This is a genomic window from Pseudoalteromonas luteoviolacea, from assembly GCF_001750165.1.
Classification (GTDB): domain Bacteria; phylum Pseudomonadota; class Gammaproteobacteria; order Enterobacterales; family Alteromonadaceae; genus Pseudoalteromonas; species Pseudoalteromonas luteoviolacea_G.
This window is the reverse complement of sequence record NZ_CP015411.1, coordinates 478,965-498,563: the sequence shown is the minus strand read 5'-3', so window position 1 is coordinate 498,563 and position 19,599 is coordinate 478,965. Positions and strand designations below refer to the sequence as shown.

Here is a 19,599-nt window from a genome sequence, read left to right as displayed (position 1 = left end):
TAAACTCCAAAATTAGTGTCTTTTACAGGCTGAATTGCACATCTAAAGTGCGGCCGTCGCGCTCGATAGTTATGTTGGCATCCGTACTCTCTCTGAGTTCGTTCATCGCCGTCATAGCCTGTTTCATATCCGTGAGTTGATAACCATTTATCGCAATGGCCAGATCGTTATTTTTGAGACCCATCTTTTTGAAAAGTTCAGGATCTTTTCCAGGACGTAACCGATAACCAACAAGTTGACCATTGCGACGTTCTGGTGAAATTCTTATATAATCAAACAATTTGCCAGGTTCATTAAGGAGCTCTTGGCGACGTTGTGCGAGCTCTGAGCGCGTGCTTTCACTAATTCTATTTTCTTTCGGCGCTGCACTGCGTTTAGGCGTTGTTGGCATTGCGACTTGTTGTGTAAAGTCAAGACCATCTAACATTAAGGTCTCGAAGCGTCCGCTTACATCTAAAATAACGCGATCAGGAAGTACTTGCGCAAGCTTTGCTCGCGTGCCCTTAATCACATCTTGCACTAAATAAGTTTCTTGTCGTCCTTGCGAGTCGATAATCGCAAGACCTGCACTGTCATTTTTACTAACAGCAACAATACCAGTAAGTTTCACATTCAAGCGTGTCTCAGGCGCATTGGAAATCACCGGTTTTGGCTTCTCAACCTCTTTTGGCTTTTCATTTGCCTTACCAAATATATGCTGCGCTAAAATAGATGCACTACTGACCGTCTGCGAAGCGCTTTGCGATTGATTCGGTGTGATACTAAGTGGTGTAGAGTCGGGTTTAGGGAAGAGTAACCAAAATAGTTGGGACAATAAAAATGCAATATATACAACAGCTAAGAACACCACTGCACGGCTAAGCTTTGCGTGGGGCAACCCTTGTAATATTTTCTGTAACTGCTGTATTTGTAATTCCATATAAATTTCTTTAATGAGACTTTTTTTATTCTATTAAGCGCCTCAGTGTACCGCTTAGACTTCGATTCAACAAGCGCGCAAATGTGAAACTTTAAATTAAATCGGTACAAGATATGACATGACCCAACTGAACACAGTATTAACCATTTGTTCAACTATCCATAATGTGCCATTCCCTGACCTATCAAGCGATATGCTTTTTTTGACGGTTAAAATATGATAAATTTTACCATCGAGCAAGTCGCCAACAACGTAGTTAAAGAATTGTGACAAAAGTCAATCCAGAAAACAACCAAGATGATGCAAAAGTCAGATTGGACAAATGGCTGTGGGCCGCGCGCTTTTATAAAACGCGCTCAATTGCCCGTGAGATGATCCAAGGTGGAAAAGTCAAATACAACGGCCAAAGGTGTAAACCCAGCCGTACTGTCGATGTTGGCGCCGTCATCGAATTAGCCCAGGGTCACGACGAAAAACACATCACCGTGTTAAAGTTAATGGACAAACGTCAAGCCGCTCCAATCGCTCAAACACTTTACGAAGAGTCTGCACAAAGCATTGAAAAGCGCGCTCAAAACGCCATTGCACGAAAGAACAATAGTTTCTTTGCACCGCGCCCCGAGCACAAGCCAGATAAAAAGCAGCGACGCGAGCTGCTTAAGTTAAAATCAAATTAGGGTCTTTATAGATGAAACAAGATTTACTTCATCGTTATATTTTTGATGATCTCGATGTACGAGGCGAACTAGTACAAGTCGAGCATACTCTGAAAGACATAGTTGCAGGTCACAACTACCCAACAGAAGTACAGACATTATTAGGTGAACTACTCGTCGCATCTAGCCTGCTAACAGCAACACTGAAGTTTGAAGGTGATATTGCCGTTCAGCTTCAGGGGGATGGGCCTGTAAAATATGCGGTAATAAATGGTAATCACCAGCAAAACATGCGTGGTATTGCTAGAGTTGAAGGACAGATAACAGGCACTGGGATCAGCGACCTAATCGGTAAAGGGCATATGATCATCACGATTTCTCCTGTCAAAGGTGAGAGATATCAAGGTGTAGTCCCTTTAACTTCTGACTCACTCGCCAAATGTCTTGAAGATTATTTTGAACAGTCAGAGCAGTTGAGAACACGACTTTGGTTCGCTACACAGATCAATGAAGATACTGTTAAAGCGGCCGGTTTGTTTCTACAGGTATTGCCTGTAAATAAAGAAAAGTCACAAAGTGACTTTGAACATTTAGAAGCTCTCAGCGACACGATTAAAGAAAAGGAACTTTTGGATCTTGATGCTCAAACAGTACTGACGCGTTTATATCATGAAGATAATCCTCAGCTATTTGAGCCTCAGGAAGTTAACTTTGTCTGTGGCTGCAGTAGAGAAAAAACCATAAGTGCACTTGTCAACGTTGGACAACAAGCCTTATTGGAAGATATAGAACAACATGGTGAGGTCAAATTAAGTTGTCACTACTGCCTTACTGATTACCGATTTAATGAACAAGAGATCAAGTCTATTTTTAATTAAATAGGGTACATCCAACTCATTTTAATTAAAGCCGCCATTTTGGCGGCTTTTTATTTGCTAAAAAATGATACCGGTGTCATTTAAATGTCAACTTTTATGACACCGGTATCATTGAAATTATTCAGTTTTTTTGTCAAAAAATTGCAATTTCTGCCCCCTTTAGGGCTCGAATATCTCAAATGCTTCTGTTAGTATAATTTCAAGCTTTAGGTACTTAATAACCAGAGCTATCCCGTTCAATTCTCACATTTAGGTATAAACATGACTTCAAGCGCTACTCGTTTTGTCGATTTAACTGCAGCTGAACTTGTCGAACACGCTATCTCGCGTGGTGAAGGGACTTTAGCAGCGAATGGAGCTTTTGTAGCAAAAACAGGCCGCCGTACAGGTCGCTCTCCTAACGACCGTTTTATTGTTAAAGAGCCAAGCACAGAAAATGACATCCAATGGGGTAACGTCAACCGTCCATTCGATGCAGAAAAGTTTGATGCTCTTTGGGCTCGTGTAGAAGCACACGTGCACAGCAACGACCACTTTGTCTCTCACTTAGAAGTTGGTTCAGATCCTGAGCACTATTTACCAGTAGTCGTTACTACTGAGACGGCTTGGCATCATATCTTTGCTAAAAACATGTTTATCGAACCTAGCAAATACAATGCAGCTGATTTACCCCAATGGCAGGTAATGAACGTTCCATCTTTCGTATGTGACCCTGAACGTGATGGCACAAACAGCGAAGGTACTGTCATTATCAACTTTGCAGAACGCAAAGTGCTAATCGCAGGTATGCATTACGCCGGTGAAATGAAAAAGTCGATGTTCTCTGTACAGAACTTCCTACTTCCAGCAAAAGGTGTTCTACCTATGCACTGTAGTGCAAACGTTGGTGAAGCAGGCGACACAACCTTGTTCTTTGGTTTATCAGGTACTGGTAAAACAACGCTTTCAGCAGATCCTAAACGTTTCCTTATCGGTGATGACGAGCACGGCTGGGCACCTGGTAGTGTATTCAACATTGAAGGCGGTTGTTATGCGAAATGTATCGATCTGTCTCAAAAGAACGAGCCTGTGATTTGGAACGCAATTAAGTTTGGTACAATCCTTGAAAATGTTGTTCTTGATGAGAACCGCGTCCCTGACTTTGCTGACACGAGTTTAACGCAGAACACGCGTGCTGCTTATCCACTTGAGCATGTTGAAAAGCGTAAAGTAGAGAACCGTGCTGGTGAGCCTCGTGCAGTTGTATTCTTAACGTGTGACGTAAGTGGTGTATTACCTCCTGTGTCTATTCTTTCTGAAGAAGCAGCAGCTTATCACTTCCTAAGTGGTTACACTGCAAAAGTTGGATCAACAGAAATCGGCTCAACATCTGATATTGAATCTACGTTCTCAACATGTTTTGGCGCGCCATTCTTCCCACGTCCAGCTGGTGTTTATGCTGAATTGCTAATGAAGCGTGTACGAGAGTTTGGCGCAAAAGTTTACCTAGTAAATACTGGTTGGACAGGCGGTCCATACGGTGTTGGTAAGCGTTTCGATATCCCAACAACGCGTGCTGTTATCGATGCTATCGTAAATGACACGTTGGAAGGTGTTGAAACACAACATATTGAAGCATTGAACTTAGATATCCCTGTGTCTGTAGATGGAGTAGACGAGAAACTACTTAATCCAATCAATACGTGGGAAGATAAAGACAAGTATGCAGAGTATGCAGCTAAGCTAGCGGCAGACTTTAAAGCTAACTTCGAAAAATACGACGTTTCTGACGCTATCAAGTCAGCCGGTCCTCGCGGTTAAGCACTACCTTTTCCTTTATCAAAGGCGCCCCTCGTTGGGCGTTTTTTTATGTCTGTAAGACAAGCTCCCTTTACTATCACGCAATCAAGTGACACTCTTAAAGCCAAAAACAAATTGGCTTATGTCCGTTTTATAACTCGGTGTCTCATCAACAGCTATTTGAGCTTACTTCAACCAAATTATTCGCCAAAGCCCTATTTTACGATTCATAGCTAAACACCTACCCACTTGGTTGAATATTGTTCAACCGCGAATCATTTACACGCCTTTCAGTTCTGTTTAGGGTAGTTGGTGAGGGGAAGGTAACCTCGTTGATTAATAAGTAATTAGAAAAGGATTAAACCATGAAACTGAACTTGAAGAAAAAAGCACTTAAAAGCTTACAAAACAATCAAATTAATTCTGCGCTTACTAAAGAAATCGCTGGCGCTCGTAAAACACGTATAGCGCCACAAAATAGTTGGCTCATTTGCCCAACGCACCCTGCGGTGTGTACTTCAACATGTGGTAGATAGAGCACCATGAAATGGCAGCTTGGCTCTTAGCTGCCATTTCAATGCTTACTTGCACAGTGGCAATTGTACCTCAGCGCACAAGCCACCTTTCGCTCTATTTCTTAAAGACACCTTACCACCATGTGTGGCTACAATACGTTTAATAATGGCTAACCCTAAACCGCTACCATCTGATCCTCTCGCTTGATCACCTTGTTTAAATGGCTCAAACACCGATTCTAGTTCAGATTCAGGAATACCTGGGCCTCTGTCTTTAACTTGGATCAACACTCGTTTATATTTGAGATCAACTTGAGTACATACGTTTATCTCTCCTTCCGAGTATTTGATGGCATTTTCAATCATATTGGTTAAAACACGCTTTAAAGCGACATGATTCGCCTCTACCCAAGTTGCCGTTTCGGCTAGGCTAACATTGATAACTCGTTTATGTTGCTGTTCAGAATGGACCACTTCCTCGACGAGAGAATTGACATTTTCTTTGTGCATTTCGCCACTGCTATGATGACGCAAATACTCAATAAATTGGTCAATGATCGCATTCATATCTTCAATGTCATCAATGATCCCCTCTTTTAAATACGCCTCTTCATCTGACATCATTTCTGTCGCCAAGCGTATCCTAGTCAGTGGGGTTCGTAGATCATGTGATACCCCTGCCATCAGCAAACGACGATCACTTTCTAACTCAGCGATACCTTTAGACATTTGATTAAAAGCTTTGGTCACTTCAATCACTTCTGTTGAACCTTGCTCAACTAAGCGTGTAGAAAAGTCTCCAACTCCGACCCGACTGGCTGCCGTTTGAAGTGCTTTCAATGGCCTATTCAAATGCCGTGCAAAAAGCCAGCCCCCCAACACACTTAAAAAGCCGATACTAGATAAGTAAAACACTAAAAACTCTAATTTAGTCTCTGAAAACCCAGTTAAGGGAACCCTTACCCAATATCCAGGTGCCTGCGGCGCTTCAACCCAATAAACGACAGGATCTCCTTGGCTAATTCTCACTCGAGCAGAACCATTTAACTGCTCAGACATACTGCGTGATAACAAGCTATACTCACGCGCTTGACCTAGCCCATTTCTATAGGCGTCTTTTTGCGTCATCACATCAATACCCGTTATCTCAAAAAACTTGTCTGATAACGCAGAGTCCACTTCAACGCCTTCTTCCCAATCAATAAATACCGTTTTAACCTGCTTTGCGAGCATCAAATTTACCTGCTCAAATGTTGGCTTAAACACATATAGCGTGACTGTAATGTAAGAAACGATTTGGTTTATCAATAATAAAGCTGCGACAAAAAATACTGTCTGACCAAACGCACTTCGAGGAAAGATACCCATTACTTTTCGCCGTCGGGTACAAATACGTATCCTAACCCCCATACAGTCTGTATGTATCTTGGGTTAGAGGCATCCTCTTCAATCATTCGTCTTAGCCGTGATACCTGAACATCGATACTACGTTCTAATGCGCTGTAATCTCGACCACGGGCTAAATTCATTAATTTATCTCGGCTAAGAGGTTCTCTCGGGTGGCTCACGAGCGCTTTTAATACGGCAAACTCACCACTTGTTAGGGCAATTGTCTCATCCCCTTTTTGCATTTCTCTTGTAGCCAAGTTGAGTTTGAAAATACCAAATTCGACCTCATTTTCTTGTGCAGCCGGGGCACCTGGCACTTCTTTTGTCTTTCTGCGCAACACCGCTTTGATTCGAGCAAGTAGCTCTCTTGGATTGAATGGTTTTGGCAAATAATCATCCGCGCCTAACTCAAGGCCAATAATGCGGTCAACCTCATCCCCTTTTGCTGTCAGCATAACTATTGGGATCTCATTTTCTTTTTGTCTGAGACGTCGACAAATTGATAATCCATCTTCACCTGGTAACATCAGGTCCAATACCATCAAATGGAAGTTCTCTCTTTCAAGCAGCCTATCCATTTGTTCTGCATTTGCAGCACTTCTGACAATGAAACCCTGTTCGACTAGATAACGTTCTAATAAACTACGTAATCTCATATCGTCATCAACGACAAGTACTTTTGTTGTTTCGTTTCCCATCTGATTCTTCTTGTTATCATTTAACTATTGGTTAAATATAATTGAAATTAAGCTGCTTAGACACCATAACGTACTGATAAGATTGTTACTGAACGTTACAAATTTTCAAATATACGTACCTTTTATAGGTTTTTTAATATAGTACATTATGAAAACGAACTTAATTACACCCGAAGGGTATCGAAAACTACAGCAAGAACATGATCACCTCTGGTTCGAAAAACGCCCCGAAATAACCAAAATAGTAAATTGGGCTGCCAGTCTAGGCGATCGTTCAGAAAATGCTGATTATACGTTTAACAAGCGTCTACTGAGACAAATTGATCGACGTGTAAGATATTTACGAAAACGACTCCCCGATTTAAAAGTCGTTGAGTATGATCCTCAACAAGCTGGAAAGGTATACTTTGGTGCTTGGGTCGAAATTGAAAACGACGAGGGTGAAGTCAAAAAATTCAGAATTGTCGGTCCAGATGAAATTTATGAACGCAATGACTATATTTCTATAGATTCACCGATGGCAAGAGCTTTACTCGCTAAGTCAGTTGATGATGATTTCATGGTAAAAACTCCCCAAGGTGAAGCCCTGTGGTATATCAATAGAATCGAATATCAAACCTGATAAAACTTCCACTAATATGGTATGATAAAAACTAACGCTTAATAGATTTTTTAGCGTAGCTAATTGAACTTTATAAGGATTTTGCATGAGCAACATCTCAGCTCGTTTAGCCCAAGAGCTAAATGCCTCAGAACAGCAAGTGCTGGCTGCCACCACATTGTTAGATGAGGGCGCAACTGTTCCCTTTATCGCCCGTTATCGTAAAGAGGTCACCGGTGGTTTAGATGACTCTCAATTGCGTCTACTAGAACAACGTCTTTCCTATTTAAGAGAGTTAGAAGAACGACGTGCATTCATTACCAAAACTATTGATGAACAAGGGAAACTGACCGCGCAACTAGCCAGTGATATTGCACAAGCAAACAGTAAAACTGAACTAGAAGATTTATACCTTCCCTATAAACCTAAACGTCGCACCAAAGGCCAAATAGCGATTGAAGCCGGTATAGAGCCTCTGGCTGACCGATTATTTGAAGATCCTAATTTATCGCCAGATTTAATCGCTGAAGATTTCATCAACACCGATGCGGGCTTTGCTGACACTAAAAGTGTTCTTGATGGTGCAAAATTTATTTTGATGGAACGATTTGCTGAAGATGCGAAATTACTTGCTAAGTTTAGAGCGCATATTAGCGCAAATGCGCAGCTGCAAAGCCGAGTGATCAAAGGCCAAGAGGATAACGGTAGCAAATATCGTGATTATTTCGAGCATAATGAACTCCTTTCAAAAGTCCCTTCGCATCGTGCGCTGGCGATGCTCAGAGCAAGAAATGAAGGTGTTTTACAAATCACCATTAACCCAGAACCAGAAGCGCAAGACCACCAACAGTTTTGTGCACAAATGATTGCCGATCATTACGGGTTAGTGGTTCAAGGGGCTGCTGCCAGTGAATGGCTCATGGTGGTTGTGCAGTGGGCGTGGAAGGTCAAATTATCTCTGCACTTAGAGAATGAGTTCCTAGGCTCTTTAAGAGAAAAGGCAGAAAGCGGCGCCATTGATGTGTTTGCTAAAAACCTCAAAGATCTACTAATGGCTGCGCCTGCGGGGCCGAAGGTCACGATGGGTATCGACCCGGGACTGCGTACAGGTTGTAAAATTGCCATTGTAGATGCCACAGGTAAACTGCTCACCACGACCACTATTTATCCACATGCTCCGCAAAATCATTGGGATAAATCAATCCGAACCATTGAACAGCTTTCTCGCCAACATAAAGTTGAACTCATTGCGATTGGTAACGGAACAGCATCGCGTGAAACCGATAAGCTGGCAGCTGAAGTTCAAAAAGCAGCATCAGATCTTAACTTAACCAAAATCATGGTCAGTGAAGCGGGTGCATCTGTCTATTCTGCTTCTGAGTTTGCAGCCAATGAATTTCCTGACTTAGATGTGTCTTTACGCGGCGCAGTCTCTATTGCCAGACGCTTGCAAGATCCACTTGCTGAGCTGGTTAAAATCGAGCCTAAATCGATTGGTGTAGGTCAATATCAACACGATGTATCACAAAGCCAATTAGGTCAAACATTGACAGCGGTTGTTGAGGACTGTGTAAACTCGGTAGGTGTTGATGTCAATACAGCCTCTGTGCCACTGCTCACTCGAGTGTCAGGGTTGAACAAAACGCTAGCCAGCAATATTGTAAAATACCGCGATAGCAATGGCTCTTTCTCAAACCGCAAGCAACTTAAAAAAGTTGAGCGTTTAGGGCCAAAAGCATTTGAGCAAGCTGCTGGCTTTTTAAGAATTATCGATGGTGATGACCCACTCGATGCGTCTGCTGTGCACCCAGAGGCTTATCCTGTTGTTAAGCAGATTTCTCAATCAAATACACTCGATCTTCAAAGTTTAATTGGCAATAGTGATTTATTGAAAAAGCTATCACCAACTGACTATGTCGATGAGAAATTTGGTTTACCAACGGTCACGGATATTATCTCAGAGCTGGATAAGCCTGGCCGAGATCCACGTCCAGAATTTAAAACTGCGCAGTTTAAAGCGGGCGTAGAAAAAATCTCTGATTTGAAAGTAGGCATGGTCTTAGAAGGTGTTGTTTCCAACGTTGCTAACTTCGGCGCATTTGTTGATGTCGGTGTGCACCAAGACGGTCTGGTACATATTTCTGCGATCACAGACAAATTTATCTCTGATCCAAGAGAAGTCGTCAAAGCAGGTGATATTGTAAAAGTCAAAGTGATTGAGGTTGACGTCGACAGAAAACGTATCAGTTTTACAATGCGCTTAAATGACGCAACACCATCAACTAACGATACACATAAGAGTAAACCACAGCAAAAAGCAGCTCAAAATCATGGCCGTAAAAACGACCGCAGAGATAACCAAAAAGGAAATCGACGCGATCAAGGCAACGCCGCCATGGGCAATGCATTTGCAGAGGCCTTTGCTAAATTGAAGAAATAAAATGGTTCAACATAAATAAGGAAGGGCGTCCCTTCCTTTTTTATTGATGATATATTTAGACTGAAACAGACAGGCGAGCATCCTTATCAGGTTTTGCAACTTGCCCATAAAACCCTTCTATTCTTAGCGCTCTCGATTCAATTTCAGGATCTCTCTCTATAGGCAACGCAACAGCAAATGGATCAGATTCTTGTTTTAATCTTGCTCGCTCTAAAACAGGTTGCTCGGACTGAGCGACGCCCTCTTCTGTCAAACGACGATTTTCAAACTTCTGCACCCCACTGGATGTACTTCCCTCTTCAGAGCCACTGATAGACTGCTTAGCCAGCTCAGCTTGCGCTGTCGCTATTTTTGATGTGGCATCAGCAGCAATGGCACGATCAGCACCCGAAGGCTCAGCCGGTGCTAATGCAGCGGCCCTGACTGTTTGCATTTTTTCGATGGTTTGTTGCGGATTTCCTTCAACAGGCGCAACATCAATCATCACTTGCCCACCAACCGCATAATTATTGCCGTCAGGACCTCGTTGATAATCATATGTTGGTGACCCTGCATATTGGCCACCCACACGAGCGTGTGCTTGCTCATGTAACCTGACTTCACGGTCGCGGTCTTTCAGCTCTTTAAGTTGTTGTTCATCCTGTTCTTGTTGCGCTTGCTCACGTTCAGAAGGCTCCTCCTCATTACCGGACTGAGCCTGCTGATCTTCGCTTTTTTCATCACCGCGCTCTTGAACTGTTTTACTGTCTTTTAACTGTCCATTCGAGTCGTATGTCTCTTGCGCTTCGCTCTCGCTCAAACGCGCTTTGTCGTTATCTTGTAAGGACTTATTTTCTGTGGCAGGGGGAGTTACGGCAGCAGGTTTAGGGATCACCTCGCGCAGCTGGTTGTCTCGCCTAGCAGTTTCAGTGTAGACGTTTGCAGTATTTAGACTAACCGCCGGTTGAGGCGTAACGATATTCATACTTACACTTTAATATCAATCAAAGTTCCCAGCACTTCGTCTGCAGTTTGAATTGATTGCGTGTTGGCTTTGGCATTGAATTCTTCTACTTTCAAATTAACCAAAGACTCGTCGATTCTTGGTGGCTGAGAAACCGGTGCGGTTACGGCTTCTTCAGGACGAGCCGCTTCAAGCTGCCTTTGTTGGGCTAGCTGCTCATCACTTTGCTGATCAATCGTCGCACGATTTATATCAGCCGACGCCCGTTCAATATTTTGTTGAGCACGATTAAAACCTTCAACGCCCGCATTAAGCACGTCACCTATAGGCATAACAGACTCCAAGTTACTTTTTCACTAACCTAATTATTGCTCATATTATGTTCAAAATAAAGCTTGAGCGGCAAAAAATTGCCGCCTGCCATTTAAAGGGTTGATTTTAGGTAATTAATAAATTCGTCGCGATGAGAAATAAATGGTGCATGAGACGCTTGTGGTAATATTTCATAGCCAAATTGTGGGTTTATATTGGCCATTTCCGCTGCGACCGCAGGGGGTACTAAGGCATCTAAACGGCCAAATATTCCATTCATAGGACAGCGTAGCTTTGCAAACTCACTCTTCAAATCGGTATTTTGCAAAATATCTAAACCTGCACTCAGTGCACCCTCCTGCGGTTCAGGCGCCTGAAATAATAGTGATTTGAGCTGCTTAATATCTCCCTTGGCATGTTCGCTTCCCATTGCTTGGATAGCCAAAAAACGCTCAATGGTTTTTTTACTATCTTTGGCGAGTTGTGCTTTAAATTGCTCCAGTACTTGCCCCTTGATCCCTGGCCAAGTGCCATCTTCGCAGAACTGAGTATTTGATGAAACAAGGATCAGGTGTGCCACTTTGTCAGGGTACATTGTCGCCAGTCTCGTCGCAACCAGGCCACCTAATGACCACCCAACCACAATACTATTTGCATTTACTTTATCGGCTACTGACTGCACAACAGTATCAAGATCATACTGTTCACTCTTGATAGGTTCTCCACCAAACCCCGGTAAATTTAAGGCCTTTACAGGAATATTAAACGCAGTTTTAAGCTCAACTTCGATGAGCTGCCAAACCTCTTTATTCATTCCCCAACCGTGCAGTAATACAATTTCTCTTTGCATATTTTTACGTCTCAAGCCAAAATTATCGCTATGATAGCGTTTCAAGGAATGAAAGCAATGTCACTGATGAATGCACTTCGAAAAAGCCTGTTGCCCGCAAAATGTGCCTCTTGCCAAAGTTATATCGAGTCACCTGGCATATGCCGAACTTGCTACCCAACCCTGCCATTATTTGAATTAGAAGATAGCAACTTATTATTGCGTCCAGATATTAATCGCATGTTCAACTTACCAGAGTGTGATGGGCTCAGTGCATGCGGTTGGTACCATGGCCAGTTGGCCATGTGGTTGAAACAAATAAAGTACCACCGTGACCGACACGCCATTAAAGTAATTAGACAAATTATTATGCAGCAATGGAGGCGTTTACACTTGCATTCACTGATTCAGGCTGATGCTTGTGTCATCGTCCCATTGGCAAAGACACGACTACTAAGCAGAGGGTACAATCAGGTTTATCAAACTTGGGGGAAGCTGTTAGACTATCATCATATCCCTATGCTTACAGTTATTGCAAAGCATGCACGCCCATCACACGTTTTACTCTCAAAAAGTGCAAGACAACATAATGCCAGACAAGCCTTCTATCTCACTGGTGATATTAAACACAAACGGATTTTAATTGTAGATGATGTGATCACCAGCGGAGCAACCATGAATGCCGTTGCTGCCCTTTGTAAACAAGCAGGTGCACAGACCGTGTGGGCCTGTGCAACGTGCATTACAGAACTATAAACGTAACTAGATACTATTTGCGTAACTAGATACTATTTGCGTAAAAAAGCGCATTACTAAGCAAGCGGCTTGAACCATACCAGTAGCCGCGAAAAACAGGGTTATCAGCCATCGCAACAACTGCACCTTTACCATAGCGTGTGGCCACCAAGGCACTGCTCCCTGCGATTTGTGAAATATTACGTTCATCCGCATATCCGGAGAGCAATGGGGTACTGGTATACTTCACTGCATTCGTAAATGGCTTAGTACTATGCTTCATCACCCAAGTGCTGTTTTTAAATAACGGAAGAGTCGCATCTTCAAAACCAAATGCTAAAGGGTGCGATAAATCTACTTGCGCCTGAAAAATTGCACCTGCAATGCGTTGTTTGGCAGCCAACGCTTCACGTTCTGAATAGGGCAAGCCATCCGTCTTAAACAGCGCTTTCATTTCTTTCGTTGAAACTGTTTCAATTTTTAATAATTGTTGGTCTACCAGCCACTTAGCACCGCGTTTTTGTCCCCAAATAACTCCACCATTTTTTACCCAAGAATAAATAGCACTTTTAGCTTGGTTGTCCACCTGCTCATAACGCCCATCAGCCAAAATAATATGAGTGTAACGAGTTAGATCCAGCTTCCCTAAGCGATGCTGCTCCACAATAGTCGGTGCTAAGCCGAGGTGACGATCTAACTGATACCATAATTCACCTACTTCATACTGGCTTGAGCCCTTTCCTCCCACCAGCAACACATGTGGTTGTTCAAGTGGTGACATTAATCGTGATCCCAAATCAATGCCTTGAGGTGTTAACCCTGTTGCAATGGAAAATAGTGGGATTTCCAAGTTCGTAGCCAACTCAGTAAGCCTTGCGACCCAGTTTGAGGAAGTTTGTAAACCAGCAGGGATCACAATACTCCCAGCAGAAAATGTATGTTTTCCTTGTTGCGTTTGTGCTGTAAAAGACTTTAACGCACCTCTTACCTTTATACCTTCTGCCAATAATAAATTGGCCAATTTTGGTGCTAAATAATGATGCCATTCAAATGCATATGCATATACTCCATCGGGCTGGACTGATATTGGCTCGAATGGCACTTTATGCCATGGTGTGTCACTATATTTTAATCCCCAACTGCTAGATATCTTAGAAAAATCTAAATCAAACGCATAGGGCAACGTCCACCCAGATACATCATAAAACGTATTGTCTTCAAAGTCGGTTTGTGTAGAAAAAGCCGCTTTGATAAAACGAAACTGGGCTTGCTGTAATGGAATATATAGGTCACCTATTTGGTACTCTTTACCAGCCGTTTTAAACCCTTTTGTAAGAGGGTAAGCGGAAATGTGATGGCTTTGGAGTAATTCAGCAAATTGCTCAAAACGGAACGCATCTAGGCCTTTCTCCACTATATAGCCGTGATATTTTTCTTTACTGGCTAACTGTGCAGATTGTGAAAAAAATGCTTGCTGATAAGCCGTCAACTCAGATTTAAGTGCAGTGACACCAGCAAACGTTGATAAAGAAGTCAGCAATTGATTTTTTATTGTGCGGTAAAAATGTAAATCACCATTGATAGACTCTTGAACGTGACCACGACTACTCGCCTGCTCAAACAAAATCCCAACAGAGCCGTTAACATCAGGGTAAGTCGAGCCCTTACCAATATAAAAGTCATCAAAGCTTTCTTGTGTAAAATATAACTGCTGCTCGCTATCCAATATTTGTGCATGATAAGCTGCTAATTTCTGAGTAAGCGATTGATTTCTATCTGGTGTGATTGGGTGTGTCCGAGAAGGTATCCCAGGTTGAAAAAAGTAGCTGCTGTTGGTTCCCATTTCATGAAAATCGGTTAACACTGTGGGTTTCCAATGATGGAATTGAGCAACTCTGGCACGCGACTCGGGATGCTGTAACAATAACCAGTCTCTATTTAGGTCAAACCAATAATGATTTGTTCGCGCAGAAGGCCAGCCCTCAACATGCTCTCGATGAGCCGGATCGGAAGATAACACTTGCCCACGGTGACTATTCGCCCAGTGGGCAAATCGAGCCAATCCATCCGGGTTCATCGCCGGATCGATTAAAATGATGTTGTTTTCCAGTAGGTGCTTTACTTCCTCCCCTTTTGCTGCTGCCAAATAATAAGCAACCAATAATGCCGCATTACTCCCTGACGATTCATTACCATGTACACTATACCCCATCCAAATAACATTAGGCGTATGGGCTTTAATCTTTTCACCAGTTAATCTTGCCACATGAGCTTGACGTATAGACTCTAGTTTTTGCTGCTGCACAGCGCTAGTTGCACTGAGTAAAAGCAAAGGCCGGCGCTCATGGCTATACCCAATTGTTGAAATACTGAGTCGCGGGCTTTGTTCAGCCAAGAGGGTCATATATCGAACTAATTGATCATGACGTACATGCCACTCACCTACCTCATATCCCAATATATCACTGGGTTTACTGATACCTTGATCAAACTCTATATCTGGAGAAAAATAATAGCTGATAGGTTTAGCTTGGCTTTGGAATACGCATAAAACCAGTAGTATCAAAAATATTCTCATATCAATTCCATCTTTTAATGCTCGCCTATACGCTATCAAGTTGTACTCTTTGACAGCAAATTTTTACGTCCAACACTAGCTACAACCGGACGAGGGGAGTATCATAGGAAGTAACCGAGTAAATTAGTCAAGTATAGCCAGATTATGATCACAATTTCAGAATCAGCCCAAACCCATTTTGCCAAACTACTCAGCGACCAAGCTGAGGGAACCAGCATTCGTGTATTTGTAGTCAACCCAGGTACAGCACAAGCTGAATGTGGTGTATCTTACTGTCCTGCAGATGCCGTAGAACAAAGCGATATACGCTTTAACTTCAACGGCTTTGATGCCATTGTTGATGAAGAAAGCGCACCATTCTTAGAAGAAGCAGAAATCGATTTTGTCACAGACAAAATGGGGAGTCAGCTTACTTTGAAGGCACCAAACGCCAAAGCTAAAAAACTAAAAGATGACGCATCACTCGCAGAGCGTGTGGAGCATATGCTAGTAACAGATGTCAATCCGCAGCTAGCAAACCACGGTGGACAGGTCAGCCTTGTTGAGATCACAGAAGAAGGTATTGCAGTACTACAGTTTGGCGGCGGCTGTAACGGTTGCTCGATGATCGATGTAACGTTAAAAGAAGGCATCGAAAAAGAGATGATAGCTAAGTTTGAAGAAATCACAGGTGTGCGCGATATCACTGAGCACGCTCGTGGTGACCACTCTTACTATTAATTGCTGCCTATGTTAACGCAGTATATTTATCGCTTGGGCTCTAACCCCAAGCGAAGTTTAAAACTCTTTTTTACAGGTATTGGCCTATTCATAATAGCCATGGGTCTATTTGCACTTAGCAATTACTATGATCCCAGTTGGCGCTACGCTGGATTAGCCGTTTTATTTCCCGCGCTAGGTATTGCAGGATATGGTTACTTAGGGATCTTTGCAAACCGCTTCTCGCAAGTTATTTCAGCAAGGCGTTCTGCACGCCAAGCTTTCGATAACGATAAATCAAAGTAACGCCACGTAGCGACATAAAACAACTCATGGCAAACCACAAAGCGTGATTGCCATGATCTAACAGTAAAAATACTGGCAAGAAAAAGCCAAATAACGCAGAAAATATCATACTATTGCGCATCTCTTTTGCCCTCGTCAGACCAACAAAGACACCATCGAATAAAAAACAGCTCATTGCGATAAGTGGTAATACAATTAACCAAGGCAAATAGAGTAACGCCGTTTCCACTACACTAGGAATACTGGTTAGCATACCTATGATCATCGGGCCGAACACCGCAAAAACAATGCAGTATAACAGGGCAAAAACCCCTCCCCATAGTATACTCACTGCCACCCAAGCTTTTAGCTTTTCAGCGTCCTTCTCCCCTTTAGCCTGTCCCACTTTGGCTTCAACAGCATAGGCAATACCATCCAATGCAAAACTAACCAACATTAAAAAATTCAGTAACACAGCATTGGCAGCTAGCGTATTTTCTCCTAATCGCGCGCCATAAAAAGTCATAAAGCTAAAACACAGCTGTAAGACCAATGAACGAATGAAAATATCTTTATTGAGCGTGAGTAAATGCATCAAATGTTCACGGTTAGGTAGTCGCCATGTAAACGTCCAACCACGCTGCTTGAGCAATGAAGCCGTTAAAAACACTGCAAGAATGAGTGCACTGTAATCAGCAATGACCGAGGCCCAAGCAGCACCCGCCACTCCCCACTCAAACCCAATGACAAAAAGCAAGTCGAGAACGATGTTAACAATATTAGTAAATAACACCACATAAAACGGTCCTTTGCCGTACTGTAATCCGAGCATAAACCCAAGTAAGACCAAGTTCATCATCGCAGCGGGCGCGCTGTAAATTCTGATTGAGAAATATATTGAGGCTTGGGTCATTACATCACTGCTAGGATTAGCAAGACGCTCGATTATATCGAGTAAAAAAGGTGATAAAGCAATTAAAGAAATTGCAAAAAATAAGGCAATTGCAAGACTAGCGAGCAGGGATTGGTATGAGCGCACTTGGTTTTTCTCACCAAATGCCTGCGCTATCTCCCCTGTAGTGCTCATGCGTAAAAAGCTAGCAAGCCAAAATAACAACGCAATACTGCCAGACCCCAACGCAATGCCCGCTAAATAATGTGCATGGCTTAAATGGCCTATCACGGCGGTATCAACTAATCCTAACAGGGGGACCGAAATATTTGATAAGATCATCGGTGCTGCGAGAGTGAGTAGTGGAATATGATAAGGTGTACGCAGGTAATGAAAAAACTTCATAATTTAGTTCTATTTGTTGGTTTAGCCAGTGCTCAAGCACACAGTGCGACTATATTACAGTATCATCACGTCAGTGAGAAACTCCCCCCCGTTACCAGCGTCAGTGAAGACACATTTAAAGCTCACTTAGAGTTTTTGAAACAAGGCAATTACAATGTGATCGCGCTCAATGACTTTATTGATAGTCTACAGCAAGGCAAGTCTCTACCAATTAATACTGTTGCTATTACCTTTGACGATGGCTATGACAATAATATTGAAGCCGCGGCCCCACTATTAGAGGCATATAACTTTCCATATACTATCTTCGTCAACCCACAATTAATTGATGAAGGGCAAAGCTATGTTATGACTTGGGATGAGCTCAGAGCCCTATCCAAACGCGGCGCAATTATTGCCAACCATAGCGCTAAACACGATTACCTACACCTACGTAAAGAAGGTGAATCAGAAGCGCAATGGGCACAGCGCATAAGTCACGATCTGATATGGTCTCAGCAACGGATCAATGCTGAAATTGGACACAATTACCCTTACATCGCCTATCCTTATGGTGAGTTTGATACCTCATTACAAGAACTAGTCAAAAAACTGGGGTTAGTAGGGATTGGTCAGCATTCAGGGGCGGTAGGTCCAACGACTGATTTTACACGCGTGCCGAGATTTCCATCTTCTGGTATTTACAGCAACCTTAAAACGCTTAAAGTAAAGATCAACTCTATTGCATTTGATATAGACAAACTCACTTACAACAATTCTGTCACCACACACAGAAAACCCTCATTTACGCTTTCGTTTAACAATATGGATTTTAGCCAAGGTCAATTGGCATGTTTTGTATCTGGGATTGGACGCGCGACACTGACATGGACAGGAAAAAAGACGGTTACTGTGACAACACCGGACCCCTTACCCAATGGCCGTTCAAGATATAACTGTACGGCACCATCAAAAACACATAAGGGCCGATTCCACTGGTTTTCTCAACCTTGGGTAATTCAAAAAGCTCAATAATTAACTGCTCGCGGAGTCCAATAATGCTTTTGCCATGGCATCTAAAGAAACCACTTTATTTGCCGCATTGAGCTCTACGGCTGCGCGAGGCATACCCCACACCACACACGACGCTTCATCCTGAGCAAATGTATTTGCACCGGCTTCCTTTAAGCGCAATAGTCCCTGTGCACCGTCCGATCCCATTCCCGTTAATAAGGCCGCATGTACATTTTTTGCAACGGGAAGTAGTGAGTCAAACAGCACATCGACAGCTGGTTTATGACGATTCACTTTTTCACTATCGCTAAGTTGGCAAACCAACTTAGTCCCTTTTTGGACAATGAGCAGATGCCTGTCACCGGGTGCAATAAATACTTTACCTGCTCCAAGCTCATCACCATCCTCAGCCTCTTTCACATTCACCTCACAGCATTTATCCATACGAAGTGCAAATGAAGTACTAAAAACAGGTGGAATGTGTTGAGTGACTACCACAGGAGGACTATTACGTGGCAGCTTTGTTAACACTTCACGCAATGCTTCTGTCCCCCCCGTAGATGCACCTATCGCCATCACGCTGCGTAATTGAAATTTCTTCCCCGCGGCCACTGCAGATCTCACTCCGGCCTGCTTATCCGCTTTAAATGCCCTTACTCTGGCTCGGCTGGCTGTGCGTATTTTTTGATAAAGTACGTCTGCGTATGCTTCTAATTGTTCTGCCACATTAGACATCGGCTTGGCAATAAAATCTACAGCCCCCACTTCCAACGCTTCCAACGTTTCAGGTGATCCTTTTTGCGTCAACGTAGACAGCATCACAACTGGCATCGGTCTCAAGCGCATCAAGTTTTTCAAAAAACTTAGCCCGTCCATTTTAGGCATTTCGATATCAAGTGTCAGCACATCAGGTTGTAGCGCCTTAATCATATCTCTGGCCTCATAGGGGTCTTTTGCGGCACCAACCACTTCAATATCGCCAGCTTGCTCCAGAACAGCTTTTAATACTGCTCTAAGCAAGGGGGAGTCATCTACTATCAGAACCTTTATCAT

At 42.9% G+C, this 19,599-nt stretch carries 19 protein-coding genes; 10 read left to right on the top strand and 9 right to left on the bottom strand.

Features of this window, described 5'->3' with window-relative positions; genetic code table 11:
- Positions 1-22: 22 nt before the first annotated feature.
- The gene (gene gspC, locus S4054249_RS02065) at positions 23-919 is read right to left on the bottom strand and encodes a type II secretion system protein GspC (protein ID WP_046358554.1); all 897 of its coding nucleotides are present in this window, start codon (positions 917-919) and stop codon (positions 23-25) included.
- A 266-nt stretch (positions 920-1,185) separates the two neighbouring features.
- Here gspC and hslR point away from each other — a divergent pair, with 266 nt between their 5' ends.
- The 4 genes from hslR (at position 1,186) to S4054249_RS26470 (ending at position 4,768) form a co-directional block, all read left to right on the top strand.
- Positions 1,186-1,596, top strand: a complete 411-nt coding sequence (gene hslR / locus S4054249_RS02060; protein ID WP_046358553.1) for a ribosome-associated heat shock protein Hsp15 — start codon at positions 1,186-1,188, stop codon at positions 1,594-1,596.
- An 11-nt stretch (positions 1,597-1,607) separates the two neighbouring features.
- Entirely contained in the window at positions 1,608-2,453 is an 846-nt protein-coding gene (gene hslO / locus S4054249_RS02055; protein ID WP_046358552.1) for an Hsp33 family molecular chaperone HslO, read from the top strand.
- 261 nt (positions 2,454-2,714) lie between these two features.
- Positions 2,715-4,253, top strand: coding sequence for a phosphoenolpyruvate carboxykinase (locus S4054249_RS02050; RefSeq protein ID WP_046358551.1), 1,539 nt, complete (start codon positions 2,715-2,717; stop codon positions 4,251-4,253).
- Positions 4,254-4,597: 344 nt separating this feature from the next.
- Complete coding sequence (locus tag S4054249_RS26470) at positions 4,598-4,768, top strand: hypothetical protein (RefSeq protein ID WP_167354826.1); 171 nt, start codon at positions 4,598-4,600, stop codon at positions 4,766-4,768.
- A gap of 45 nt (positions 4,769-4,813) precedes the next feature.
- Here the strand turns inward: S4054249_RS26470 and envZ are convergent, their stop codons facing one another.
- Complete coding sequence (gene envZ / locus S4054249_RS02045; RefSeq protein ID WP_046358550.1) at positions 4,814-6,115, bottom strand: two-component system sensor histidine kinase EnvZ; 1,302 nt, start codon at positions 6,113-6,115, stop codon at positions 4,814-4,816.
- Entirely contained in the window at positions 6,115-6,834 is a 720-nt protein-coding gene (gene ompR / locus S4054249_RS02040; RefSeq protein WP_039607692.1) for a two-component system response regulator OmpR, read from the bottom strand. The genes envZ and ompR overlap by 1 nt, the downstream gene beginning before the upstream one ends.
- Before the next feature lie 148 nt (positions 6,835-6,982).
- Here ompR and greB point away from each other — a divergent pair, with 148 nt between their 5' ends.
- Both greB and S4054249_RS02030 read left to right on the top strand, forming a co-directional pair.
- Positions 6,983-7,456 carry a transcription elongation factor GreB gene (greB, locus tag S4054249_RS02035; protein WP_046358549.1) on the top strand — a complete coding sequence of 158 codons (474 nt, stop codon included), beginning with the start codon at positions 6,983-6,985 and terminating at the stop codon, positions 7,454-7,456.
- A gap of 85 nt (positions 7,457-7,541) precedes the next feature.
- The gene (locus tag S4054249_RS02030; protein WP_046358548.1) at positions 7,542-9,875 is read left to right on the top strand and encodes a Tex family protein; all 2,334 of its coding nucleotides are present in this window, start codon (positions 7,542-7,544) and stop codon (positions 9,873-9,875) included.
- 55 nt (positions 9,876-9,930) lie between these two features.
- On the opposite strand, the gene S4054249_RS02025 is transcribed toward S4054249_RS02030, so the two are convergent.
- The 3 genes from S4054249_RS02025 to bioH form a co-directional block, all read right to left on the bottom strand.
- Positions 9,931-10,839, bottom strand: coding sequence for a putative metalloprotease CJM1_0395 family protein (locus S4054249_RS02025; protein ID WP_046358547.1), 909 nt, complete (start codon positions 10,837-10,839; stop codon positions 9,931-9,933).
- 2 nt (positions 10,840-10,841) lie between these two features.
- On the bottom strand, positions 10,842-11,150 hold the full coding sequence (locus S4054249_RS02020; RefSeq protein WP_063881437.1) for a hypothetical protein: 309 nt from the start codon (positions 11,148-11,150) through the stop codon (positions 10,842-10,844).
- 92 nt (positions 11,151-11,242) lie between these two features.
- Positions 11,243-11,980, bottom strand: coding sequence for a pimeloyl-ACP methyl ester esterase BioH (gene bioH, locus S4054249_RS02015; RefSeq protein WP_046355959.1), 738 nt, complete (start codon positions 11,978-11,980; stop codon positions 11,243-11,245).
- Positions 11,981-12,037: 57 nt separating this feature from the next.
- On the opposite strand from bioH, the gene S4054249_RS02010 reads away from it, so the two are divergent.
- Positions 12,038-12,715 (top strand): ComF family protein, encoded by a 678-nt coding sequence (locus tag S4054249_RS02010; RefSeq protein ID WP_052960947.1) that lies wholly within the window; start codon positions 12,038-12,040, stop codon positions 12,713-12,715.
- A 25-nt stretch (positions 12,716-12,740) separates the two neighbouring features.
- On the opposite strand, the gene S4054249_RS02005 is transcribed toward S4054249_RS02010, so the two are convergent.
- On the bottom strand, positions 12,741-15,272 hold the full coding sequence (locus tag S4054249_RS02005) for a M14 metallopeptidase family protein (RefSeq protein ID WP_046355958.1): 2,532 nt from the start codon (positions 15,270-15,272) through the stop codon (positions 12,741-12,743).
- A gap of 144 nt (positions 15,273-15,416) precedes the next feature.
- On the opposite strand from S4054249_RS02005, the gene nfuA reads away from it, so the two are divergent.
- Positions 15,417-15,992, top strand: coding sequence for a Fe-S biogenesis protein NfuA (gene nfuA / locus S4054249_RS02000; RefSeq protein WP_046355957.1), 576 nt, complete (start codon positions 15,417-15,419; stop codon positions 15,990-15,992).
- 9 nt (positions 15,993-16,001) lie between these two features.
- Positions 16,002-16,277, top strand: coding sequence for a hypothetical protein (locus S4054249_RS25780; RefSeq protein WP_080928343.1), 276 nt, complete (start codon positions 16,002-16,004; stop codon positions 16,275-16,277).
- Here S4054249_RS25780 and dinF read toward each other — a convergent pair.
- Entirely contained in the window at positions 16,222-17,553 is a 1,332-nt protein-coding gene (dinF, locus tag S4054249_RS01995; protein WP_080928342.1) for an MATE family efflux transporter DinF, read from the bottom strand. The two genes, S4054249_RS25780 and dinF, sit on opposite strands and share 56 nt — an antisense overlap.
- On the opposite strand from dinF, the gene S4054249_RS01990 reads away from it, so the two are divergent.
- Positions 17,518-18,567 (top strand): polysaccharide deacetylase family protein, encoded by a 1,050-nt coding sequence (locus tag S4054249_RS01990; protein WP_046355955.1) that lies wholly within the window; start codon positions 17,518-17,520, stop codon positions 18,565-18,567. The genes dinF and S4054249_RS01990 overlap by 36 nt on opposite strands.
- Here the strand turns inward: S4054249_RS01990 and S4054249_RS01985 are convergent, their stop codons facing one another.
- Complete coding sequence (locus tag S4054249_RS01985) at positions 18,568-19,599, bottom strand: protein-glutamate methylesterase/protein-glutamine glutaminase (protein WP_046355954.1); 1,032 nt, start codon at positions 19,597-19,599, stop codon at positions 18,568-18,570.